The organism is Rhizobium sp. AB2/73, from assembly GCF_020871915.1.
GTDB classification, from domain to species: Bacteria; Pseudomonadota; Alphaproteobacteria; order Rhizobiales; family Rhizobiaceae; genus Rhizobium; species Rhizobium dioscoreae.
The window spans coordinates 507,366-518,205 of record NZ_CP067072.1; the positions used below are offsets into that span (position 1 = coordinate 507,366).

The window sequence follows — 10,840 nt, forward strand, 5'->3', positions numbered from 1 at the left end:
ATCGGTTGGTCTCGGACGGATATCGCGTAAATGGCAGGCAGGCATTACCGGGCAGGCTTCTTCGGCATCATCGTCGCTTTTGCGATCGCATTTTCCATTAACGGTTTTGCTTTCAGACCCGCGAGAGCTCAACCGGAATGGACTGTCGCACCACCTGACTGCATTTCGGGCCCGCTGACGACGGAGACGGGCCAAACGCTGTGCCTGCACAAGGACAGCTACAATCGTGATCTGTGCACGGCCATAGAGTATTTCGCTCACGCCAACCATCTGCCGCCGGATTATCTCGCACGGCTCGTCTGGCGCGAAAGCCTGTTTCGCTCGGATGCCGTCAGTCCCAAAGGCGCGCGCGGTATCGCGCAGTTCATGCCGGGAACGGCGAAGCTGCGCGGCGTGCGCGACAGCTACGATGCGCTCGAAGCGCTCGGCAAGGCTGCAACCTATCTCGATGAATTGCGGGACCGCTTCGGCAATCTCGGGCTTGCGGCGGCTGCTTATAATGCCGGCGAGGCAGGCCTTGCCAATTTCCTGAATTCGGGCGGGCTTCCCTATGAGACGCGCAACTATGTGAGCGCGATCACCGCCCACAGTGTCGAAGAATGGCGCGATGATCCGCCCGATATAGCAGCCCCCGTGCTGGATAAGAGCAAGCCGTTTGTCGATTCCTGCGTCGCCCTTGCTCAGAGCCGGCGCCTGAAACCCATTCCCTTGGAGCAGGAGCGGCCGTGGGCGCCCTGGGGTGCGCAATTGGCCGAGCATTTTCAGCTGGATGCCGCTCGCCGTCTGTTTACCGCAAATATCCGGAAGCTACCGTCACCGCTGAATTTGGAGAAGCCGTTGATCGTGCGGCAGCGCAATGCCGACTTCGGTCGCCGGGTCCGTTATGCGGCGCGCATTCCGCGGCAAACGCGGGAGGAAGCGGATGCCGTTTGCACGCAGGTCCGGCAGCAGGGCGGCAGTTGCCTGGTTTTTAAGAACTGAGTTTGAGGCGCGTCAATACCTGCGTCATTTGCGGCCGGCGCGTATCGATTGTTTTGTCAAGTGCCTATTGGTAGCGCTTTACTCTCTCCTGCCGCCCGCTTATTCGTTAGAGATCGGCATTTGGGAGGAAGCCGTTTGGGTAGCCAAAGGAGCGTATGATGGCGCAGAAGCGTGAAGTCCCCGGTATCCGTCCCTATAATAGCCCAGCTGGCGGTTGGGGAGCCCTGAAGGCAACCGCCAAGGCGGTTCGCGACCAAATGGATGTTACGGAAGCGCCCGGCCTACTGCTGCGCACCAACAAGCCTACGGGCTTCGATTGCCCGGGTTGCGCATGGCCCGACAAGGAACACACCTCCACCTTCCAGTTCTGTGAAAACGGCGCCAAGGCCGTCACCTGGGAAGCGACGAACAAGCGCGTGACGCCGGAATTCTTCGCCGAACATACGGTCAGCGAGCTGCTGACCTGGAGCGACTACGAGCTGGAAAATGCCGGCCGTCTCACGCATCCGATGGTCTACGACCACGCATCCGATACCTACCGGCCGATTGCCTGGGAAGACGCCTTTGCCCGCATCGGCGAGGTCATGCGAAGCCAGCCCGATCCGGATATGGTCGAGTTCTACACATCTGGCCGTGCCTCCAACGAAGCGGCCTTCCTCTTCCAGATCTTTGCCCGTGAATATGGCACCAACAATTTCCCCGATTGCTCGAACATGTGCCATGAGGCGACCAGCGTCGGCCTGCCGCAATCGATCGGCATCGGTAAGGGCACCGTCTCGCTCGATGACTTCGACGAATGCGATCTGATCATCTCCATGGGGCACAATCCCGGCACAAATCATCCGCGCATGATGGGCACGCTGCACGAATGTTCGCGCCGTGGCGTGCCGATCATCGTGTTCAACCCGCTGAAGGAGCGGGCGCTGGAGCGCTTTGCCGACCCGCAGGATCCGATCGAGATGGGAACCTTCAGCTCGACCCGCATCGCCTCGTCCTATTACCAGGTGAAGATCGGCGGCGACGCGGCCGCGCTCAAGGGAATCATGAAAGCGGTTCTGGCGCTGGCCGAAACCTCTCCTGACGTTCTCGATCACGCCTTCATTGCCGAACACACCACCGGCTTCGAAGCCCTTGTTGCCGATATCAACCAGACGGAGTGGACCGATATCGAGCGGGTCGCCGGTCTTGCCCGCGCCGATCTGGAGCGGGTGGCGGAGATCTATGCCAAGTCGAAGGCCACGATCGTCGCCTACGGCATGGGCATCACCCAGCATGCCAAAGGGACGGCGAATGTGCAGCAGATCGCCAATCTTCTGCTGCTGCGGGGCAATTTCGGCAGGCCCGGTGCCGGCATCTGCCCGCTGCGCGGCCATTCCAACGTGCAGGGCAATCGCACCGTCGGGATCACCGAGAAGCCGACGCCCGCATTGATCGAGGGCATCGAACGCGCCTTTGGCTTCACCGCGCCGGCTCATCATGGTCACGATGCCGTCGCCGCCATGCAGGCTATGGCGGAGGGACGCTCCAAGGTGCTGATCTGCCTCGGCGGCAATTTCTCGATCGCGCTTCCCGATCCGGAACTCTGCGCGCAGGCCATGCGCAAGCTCGATCTCGCCGTTCATATGAATACCAAGCTCAATTGCTCCAATCTGCTTATTGGCAAGGAATCCTTCCTGTTCCCTGTGCTGGGCCGCACTGAGCAAGACGTTCAGGCAACCGGCGCGCAATCGGTGACGATCGAAGATTCAATGTCGATGGTACATGCGTCGCGCGGACGGCTGAAACCGGCCTCCGACCAGCTGCGTTCGGAACCTGCGATCGTCGCGGGAATAGCGCAGGCGACCCTGCCGAACAGCAAGGTCGCCTGGATGGAGCTCATCACCGACTACGATCTGATCCGCGACAAGATCGAAATCGTCTATCCGGATTTCGCCGACTATAACGAGCGCATCCGCGTGCCGGGTGGCTTTCGCCTGCCGATCGGGCCAACCGAGCGCGTCTGGAAGACGCCGTCCGGCAAGGCGGAATTCAAGCTGTTTTCCGGTCTCAACGAAGATATCTCGCTTTCGGATGGAACTATCCTCAAGCTCGCTACGATCCGCAGCCACGACCAGTACAATACGACGATCTATGGTCTCGACGACCGCTATCGCGGCGTCTTCGGGCGCCGCGACATCCTGTTCATGAACGACAAGGATCTGAAAGCAAATGGCCTGGAGCACGGCGATCTCGTCGAGATCGAGACGGCATTGCCATCCGGCGGCAAACGGCTCTTGAAGCTGACGGCGATTTCCTACGATATTTCCGAGGGCTCCGTCGCTGCCTATTACCCGGAGGCAAATTGCCTGATCCCGATCGACTACCAGGACAAGGAAAGCGGCACGCCGTCGTATAAGTCCGTTCCGGTGCGGGTCAGCAAGGCGGCTTGAACCTCCCACAGACATTCAACCATCAGCGGCTGTCTCAATGGCAGCCCGATGAGTTGGCGGATTAAATAGACGAGATTCTACCGCAGCCGTCCACCCTGCTTGTCGAAATAGCGCCGGCGTTCGGGCGGGCAATGCAGATGGAGCATGTCGCCGCGCTCGATTTCCGGCCCGTCGCGATATTCGGCGATGATCGCCTGGCCGTCCTCTGTCTGGCAGTAGAGATAGCGTGTGCCGCCCAGATATTCGGTGACGTCGACCGTCACCCGCACGGCATCGTCGGCATTTGACGCGACGACGAAATGTTCGGGGCGCATGCCAAGAAGGATCTTTTCTCCCGCCGATGGCTTGGACTGTGAAAGATCGACCTTGATGCTGTCGTTTCCGACCTTTGCCATCCCGTCATCGGACCATGTCGCTTCGATCATGTTCATCCTTGGCGAGCCGATGAAGCCGGCCACGAAACGGTTGGCCGGATCTTCATAGACCTCGCGCGGACTGCCCACCTGCTCGATCCGGCCGTCCCTCAGCACGACGATCTTGTCGGCGAGCGTCATGGCCTCGGTCTGGTCATGGGTGACATAGATCATGGTGTTGCCGAGTTCCCGGTGAAGCCGGGCAATTTCGATGCGCATGGAGACGCGCAGTTCCGCGTCGAGGTTGGAGAGCGGCTCGTCGAAGAGAAAGACATCCGGTTCGCGAACGATAGCCCGGCCGATGGCGACACGCTGGCGCTGGCCGCCGGAAAGCTGTCCCGGCCGCCGGTCCAATAGATGGTCGATCTTGAGGATCGCGGCGGCGGAGCGCACGCGTCTTTCGATTTCGGATGCATCGGTCCGCGCCATTTTCAGCCCGAAGCCGAGATTGTCGCGAACGCTCATATGTGGATAGAGCGCATAGGACTGGAAGACCATGGCGATACCGCGCTCGGACGGATCGAGATCGGTGACATCCCGGCCCTTGATGGCGATCTCGCCGTCGGTCACTTCCTCCAGCCCGGCAATCATGCGCAGCAGCGTGGACTTGCCACAGCCGGACGGGCCGACGAAGACGACGAAAGCGCCTTCCGGTATGTCGAGATCGATGCCATGAATGACCTCCAGCCCGCCGAAGCTCTTGCGGACGCCAGTCAGGCGCATGCCGTTCTTCGTCATATCAGGCTCCGCGCTGCAGCTGATCGGCGCGGATCCAGACCAGCATCTCGCCGGGATCGCGATTATCCCAGAGATGGTAGGGGACGAAACGCGCGGTGGAGGTGGTCCTTTTCGGGGGTGTCGTCCGATAGAGATCGGAGCCCCAGTCTGCCTCATCGCGCATGACCGAAACATCGAGCGCGACTGCGCCCTCTAGTGCCGCTATTTCCGTTGTCTTGGCGGAGGCCGGATCGCTGGAAAAGGAGATGCCATTGAGATCGTAACCATTGTCGGTGGTTTCGACGCAATAGACGAGCGGACCCCGCACCAGGGCCGCGCGTCCGGCGTCCTGGCGGACTTTCGGATTGGCAAACAGCGTGCGCGGCATCAGCGGGAGGGTGAGGTCGACGCTGTCGCCCGCCTTCCACTCGCGCTCGATACGGGCATAGCCATCGACGGTGATCGTTGCCAGATCGATCGATGCACCATTGATAGCAAGCGTCGCGCCCTCGGCCCATTCGGGGATGCGCAGCGATAGTGCGAATTTGGCATTGCGATCGGGATTGACCTCGAAGCGGACTGCGCCGTCCCATGGATAGCGCGTCGTCTGGGAAAGCTGCACAGTCAGGCCATCGGCGAGGGGGACGCGGGCCCTGCTCTCGCCGTAGAGATGAACGGCGATCTCGTTGTCGGCGGCGGCATACATGTAGGAGCCGACGGAGGCGAGCAGGCGCGCGATATTGGGCGGGCAGCAAGGGCAATGGTGCCAGATCCAGCGGTGATGCTTGCCGGCGCTCTCCAGCGGATTTTCGTAGAAAAAGGTCTTGCCGTCCTGTGATAGCCCGGCCATCGCACCATTATAGAGCGCCACTTCCATGATGTCGGCATAGCGGCGGTTCGGTCCGCGGCCGAGCATGCGGTTGGCCCAGAAGACCAAACCGACGGAGGCGCAGGTCTCGGCATAGGCGCTCTCGTTCGGCAGATCGTAATAGTCGGTGAAGCCCTCATTGGAGGCTGCAGGCCCGATGCCGCCGGTCACATACATCTGCTTGGTCGTCAGGTCGTCCCAGAGCGTCTCGAGGGCCGAGGTCAGCGTATCGTCGTTATATTCCGTGGCGATATCGGCCATGCCGGAATAGAGGTACATGGCGCGCACCGCATGGCCGACGACTTTCGTCTGTTGGCGCACCGGCAGATGCGACTGGCTGTATTCGTAGGTCTTCTGCACGAAATTCTTCGGGTCGCGGCCGTCGCGAAGCGCTTCCTCGGTGAAGAAATGCGGTTCCTGGCCACGCTCGTCGATGAAGTATTTGGCGAGATCGAGATATTTCTTTTCGCCGGTGACGCGGCCGAGCTTGACGAGCGCTAGCTCCACCTCTTCATGGCCGCAATAGCCGCGCAGCTGGCCTTCGCCATGCCCGAAAACGGTAATCATGTAATCGGCAAAGCGGCTCATGATATCGAGCAGCTTGCGCTTGCCTGTCGCCTGGTAATAAGCGACGGCCGCCTCGATCAGATGGCCGGCGCAATAGAGTTCGTGATGATCGCGCAAATTGGTCCAGCGGCGGCCCGGCTGGACGCGCTGGAACCAGGCGTTCAGATAGCCGTCCTCCTGCTGCAGCTTTTCATACATGTCGATGATGGCATCCGCGCGCGCTTCCAGTTCGGCATTGGGACGGCGATAGAGGGAATAGGCGATGGTCTCGATCGACTTGCCGAGATCGCTGTCCCAGAACATCTGCGTCGAGCCCGACCAGGTCTGCAAGGGAATAACGATACCGGGGCTTGGCTGGCTGACGTCGATGGCCTTGATCATCCCAGCCTCGACGCAGCGGTCGAGCAGCGTTGCTGCGGTGGAATTGCAGATGGCATCCTGGCGAGCACCGAACAGTCCTCCGAGTTCGACATTCGGAACGGGGAGGGGGCGAAACTGGCGGCTTTCTTTGTCAGACATGGCTTTGATCCGTTGTTGAAAGGTTTATTTCACCGCGCCGGCCATCAGCCCGCGCATGTAGTAGCGTTGCAGAAGCAGAAAGACGATGACGCAGGGGATGGTCATGACGGCGATACCGGCCTGGACCGCGCCCCAGTTGACCGCGCCGAGGCGACCGGTCCGAACGGCGATCATCAGCACCGGCAGGGTGAATTTCTCGTTGCTCGACAGGAGCACCAGGGCGGCCAGGAACTCGTTCCAGGCGTTAAGGAAGGCGAAGATCGCAACGGTTGCGACACCCGGCAGCACCAGCGGAAAGAGAACGCGGAAAAGAAGCTTCAGATCGCGCGCGCCATCGATGCGCGCCGCCTCCTCGATTTCCTTCGGTACGGCGTCAAAGGCATTGCGCATCATGAAGACCGAAAAGGGAAGCTGCAGCGTCACATAGACGAGCGTCAGCCCGATCAGGGAATTGTTGAGGCCGAGCCTTGCCAGGATGATGAAGAGCGGCGTCAGGATCGACTGGAAAGGGATCATCAGCGTCGCGATGATCAGGATGAAGAGCGCGCCCTTGAAGGGGAAATGATAGCGCGAGAAGCCGTAACCCGCGAGCAGGCTGACGATGACGGTCAGAAGCACCGTTGCAACCGAGACGAAGAGCGAATTCAGCGTATGCTGGACAACCCCGGCGCCGAAGCCATCGAGCGAGCGATAGGCGTCGAAGCTGAAGCCGGTCGTCGGCCATGGCGGCAAGGGCGGAAGGCTGGCTTCGGTTCCATGCCGGAATGACGACAGCAGCGCGATCGCAAAAGGTGCGAAGAAGAAGATGACAATGACGACGCCGATACCGTGATAGCCGATGCCATGCAAGAGTTTGCGCCTTGCGCGGCGTTCCTTACCGGTGGTCATGGCTTGTCCTCCCCGACGCGCAGCAGCCAAAGCTGGACGATGCTGATCAGCACCAGGATGACGAGAAGCGCGATCGAGAGCGCCGCGCCGTAGCCGAGATTGAAGGACACGAAAGACTGGTTGAAGATATAGTAGACGACAGAAATCATGCGGTTCTGCGGGCCGCCTGATGTCATGATGTAGAACTGGTCGAAGGCAAGCACCGAGCCGGTGATGGATATGATCAGCGCGAGCGCTATCGTGCGGCGCATCAGCGGCAGGGTCAGATACCGGAAGCGCTGCCAGCGCTTCGCGCCATCAATACGGGCCGCCTCGGTCAGCTCGGAGGGGATTGCCTGCAGGCCGGTCAACAGAATGATCATGGTGAAGCCGGCGATTTTCCAGACCACCATGACGATGATGGTTGCGAAGGCCATGTCGAAATCGGCAAGCAGGTTCGGTCTCTTGTCGACAAGACCGAGTGCCAGCGCGACCGGCGCGAAAAAGCCGGCGTCGACATTGGCAAGCCAGACCCAGAGCAGCGAAGCCGTTGCAAGCCCCACGACGACCGGAAGGAAGATGATCGTCCGATAGAAGCCGACGAACGGCCGGTGCTTTTCGACGAAGAAGGCGAGCGGGAAAGCGACTGCGAAGATCGCGATGGTGACGATGACGGTGTAATAGGCGGTGAAGCGCAGCGCTGCCATGAAGCGCATGTCGGAAAACATACGGATGTAATTGCCAAAGCCGATCCAGCGGGGATTGCCGAGCAATGGCCAGTTGTGAAAGCTCATCCATACGGTGAAGATCACGGGCAGCACGAAGAAGACGATGACGAGCGCCATGGCCGGGGCGATATAGGCAAACCCGTGCCAGCCGGCATGCCTTCGCCGCTTTCGCGGACGCGCGGTTGCGATAGCTCCAGGGCCAGCCATGGAATGCTCCCGATATTGCGATGGAGGGACCGGGGAGTGTCGAAGCTCCCCGGCGTTCACGGGTCGATTATTGCTGGGCGTTGTCGATGATCGACTGCATTTCCGATTGGGCATTGGAGAATGCGCCATCCACATCGCCTCCGAAGATGGCTGCGTTGGTGAAGCCCGCCCAGGGACCGTTGGCGCTGTTGATCAGATCATTGAATTGCAGCGTATAGGGCGTCTTGGCGACGGAGATCGCCTTCAGCCCAACCTGCATTCGCGGATCGAGACCCTGCAGCACCTGGTCGGCGATATCACCGCGTGTCGGCAGGCTGCCGTATTTCGCCAAGATCTTCTGTCCCTCGAGCGAATAGGTGTATTCGAGAAATTTCTTCACGGCATCGAGCTTCTTCGTGCCCTTGGAGATGACGAAATTATCGCCGCCGGCAAAAGAGGACGGCTTGCCGTCGACGCCGGGGATCAGCGTCACGCCGAAGTGGATATCGGGATATTGCGTGATCAGCGTACCGATCGAAAAGGCGCCGATGCTCTGCTGGCCGATCTTGCCGTTGCTTATGCTGAGGAAGTTGGCGCCGGTGTCGCTTGCGGCACCGGCCGGCACCAGATCCTTCTTGACCATATTGCGGTAGATGTCGACCGCCTTGCGCATCTGCGGCGTGTCGAGCGTCGCCTTCTTGCCGTCTTCCGAGAGAATGTCGGCGCCGGCACCCCAGACAAGCGGCGTAAAGGTGAAAATCATGCACCCGCCGCAGCCGCCGCCGGAGAAGTAGAAGCCGTAGGTATCACCGCCGAGCGCGCGGATCTTTTCGGCATTGCTGGTGATCTCGTCCCAGCTGGTCGGCGCCTTTTCAGGGTCGAGGCCGGCCTTTTTGTAGAGATCCTTGTTCCACGCAAAGACCGAGGTCTCGACGGAGAGCGGCAGGCCATAGACGTGGCCGTCATAGGTGCCGAGCTTCACATGCGATGGCGACAGAGAATTGAAATAGGGCAGGCTCTTGGCCCAGTCCGTCAGATCCTCGAGCTGGCCGGCGGCAGCGAAGGCCGGTGTATAGATGAGGTCCATCGACAGGGCGTCGGGCGCCTGGCCGCCGGCAATGGCGGTCGCATATTTCTGCACGAGTTCGGCAAAAGGCACTTCGGTCAGCGTGACCTTGTCCTCATGGCCGGCATTATAGGCCTCGACGACCTTCTTGAAGGAATCGCCGATACCGCTTCGCACCCACATGGAGATATTTTCGGCGGATGCGGCGGACGCAAGCATTAGGGATATAAGGCCGGTTGCGGCCAGAAATCGCTTCATCATGTTCTCCTCCCATGGGGCTACTCCCATCAGCCCCTTTTCCTTTGATCAACGACCGGGGCTTGCCCCGCATGATTGCCGCACGATAAGCTCGCAGGGCAAAGTTCTGATGCCAGGTTCGACGTTGCGTCCTTCCGCAAGCGCGAGAACCGTCAGCCCGGCCTCACGGCCAAGGGCTTTAAGATTCATATCGACCGTCGTCAGCGGCGGCCGGGTCTGGGCGGCGACGATCTCCCAATTGTCGAAACCGACCACCGAGACATCCTCCGGCACTCGCACGCCCCGCTCTCGAAGCGCATCGACCACCGCGCGCGCGATCTGGTCGTTGCCGCAGAAGATCGCATCCGGCTTTGCTCCGGCCGCGCTCCAGAGCTGTGCGACGGCGTCGTGTCCCCAGGCCTCGGACCACGTGCCGTACATGACCGGCAGCCCGTCTCCGGCGAGATCGCGATAGGCCCTGGCGCGCTCACGTACCGAGACGAAGCTTTCAGGACCGGTCACATGGGCGATCCGGCGTCGGCCGAGCCCCTGCAACCATTCGACAGCAAGGGCAGCCCCCTGATAGTCATCGGCGCAGAAGGTGACGCTTCCCGGAGCTCCCTCGGTGAAGGCATAGATGACCGGAACCGGCAGATTGGACAGATCCACCGGCAGGCGGCGGTCGATCCGCTTTCCCGAGGCGATGATACCATCCACATGCTTGTCCAACATCGCGTCCACATGAACCTTTCCAAGCGCCGGATCGTCCTCGATCGTACAAAGAAAGACCGAGACGCCGTGATCGACGAGTGCCTCCGTGATGCCGGCCATGACCGGCAGCGTGAAGCGACCGTATGTATCATTTGTCAGAAGACCGATCGTGAACGTGCGATTGCTGAGCAACCCCTTGGCCAAGGCATTCGGACGGAAGCCGATGTCGGCGGCAGCGCGCTTGACCCTTTCGCGGGTCTCGTCGCCCATGCGGCCGGTATTGTTCAAGGCCTTGGATGCCGTTGAAATGCTCACGCCTGCAGCCGCCGCAACGTCGTGAATCGTTGCGCGTCCGCTTTTCGCACGCTGATTTTCCAGATGTCTTCTCCCAGTCAGTTTTAATGAGAAAAGCTTTTCTCAGGACGGAAGTCAATATGAGAAAAGCTTTTCTCAAAATTTTCTGCACGGAAGAGAAGGAGGTGCGGAAGCTGGATGACGGCGCCTTAGCGAATTTGCAGATCACTGCAGAATGTGCGCCATGAAAACGAAGC

General features: G+C 60.4%; 8 protein-coding genes. 2 read left to right on the forward strand and 6 right to left on the reverse strand.

Going from position 1 to position 10,840, the window contains the following annotated elements; all coding sequences use genetic code 11:
• Positions 1 to 30 precede the first annotated feature (30 nt).
• Together I8E17_RS22030 and I8E17_RS22035 are read left to right on the forward strand one after the other, a co-directional pair.
• Complete coding sequence (locus I8E17_RS22030) at positions 31 to 981, forward strand: lytic transglycosylase domain-containing protein (protein WP_069614560.1); 951 nt, start codon at positions 31 to 33, stop codon at positions 979 to 981.
• A gap of 158 nt (positions 982 to 1,139) precedes the next feature.
• Complete coding sequence (locus I8E17_RS22035; RefSeq protein WP_113366334.1) at positions 1,140 to 3,410, forward strand: FdhF/YdeP family oxidoreductase; 2,271 nt, start codon at positions 1,140 to 1,142, stop codon at positions 3,408 to 3,410.
• Positions 3,411 to 3,487: 77 nt separating this feature from the next.
• Here the strand turns inward: I8E17_RS22035 and ugpC are convergent, their stop codons facing one another.
• The 6 genes from ugpC to I8E17_RS22065 form a co-directional block, all read right to left on the reverse strand.
• Positions 3,488 to 4,561: a sn-glycerol-3-phosphate ABC transporter ATP-binding protein UgpC gene (gene ugpC, locus I8E17_RS22040; RefSeq protein WP_069614559.1), complete on the reverse strand. Its 1,074-nt coding sequence runs from the start codon at positions 4,559 to 4,561 to the stop codon at positions 3,488 to 3,490.
• A gap of 1 nt (position 4,562) precedes the next feature.
• A complete protein-coding gene (locus I8E17_RS22045; protein WP_219511616.1) occupies positions 4,563 to 6,494 on the reverse strand; it encodes a glycoside hydrolase family 127 protein in 1,932 nt (643 codons plus the stop codon).
• Between the two features lie 24 nt (positions 6,495 to 6,518).
• Complete coding sequence (locus I8E17_RS22050; protein ID WP_069614557.1) at positions 6,519 to 7,382, reverse strand: carbohydrate ABC transporter permease; 864 nt, start codon at positions 7,380 to 7,382, stop codon at positions 6,519 to 6,521.
• The gene (locus I8E17_RS22055) at positions 7,379 to 8,296 is read right to left on the reverse strand and encodes a sugar ABC transporter permease (protein ID WP_069614556.1); all 918 of its coding nucleotides are present in this window, start codon (positions 8,294 to 8,296) and stop codon (positions 7,379 to 7,381) included. Before I8E17_RS22055 ends, I8E17_RS22050 begins: the two co-directional genes overlap by 4 nt.
• Positions 8,297 to 8,363: 67 nt before the next feature.
• Positions 8,364 to 9,602 carry a sugar ABC transporter substrate-binding protein gene (locus I8E17_RS22060; protein ID WP_069614555.1) on the reverse strand — a complete coding sequence of 413 codons (1,239 nt, stop codon included), beginning with the start codon at positions 9,600 to 9,602 and terminating at the stop codon, positions 8,364 to 8,366.
• Between the two features lie 45 nt (positions 9,603 to 9,647).
• Positions 9,648 to 10,604, reverse strand: coding sequence for a LacI family DNA-binding transcriptional regulator (locus I8E17_RS22065; protein ID WP_245300467.1), 957 nt, complete (start codon positions 10,602 to 10,604; stop codon positions 9,648 to 9,650).
• Between the last annotated feature and the right edge of the window lie 236 nt (positions 10,605 to 10,840).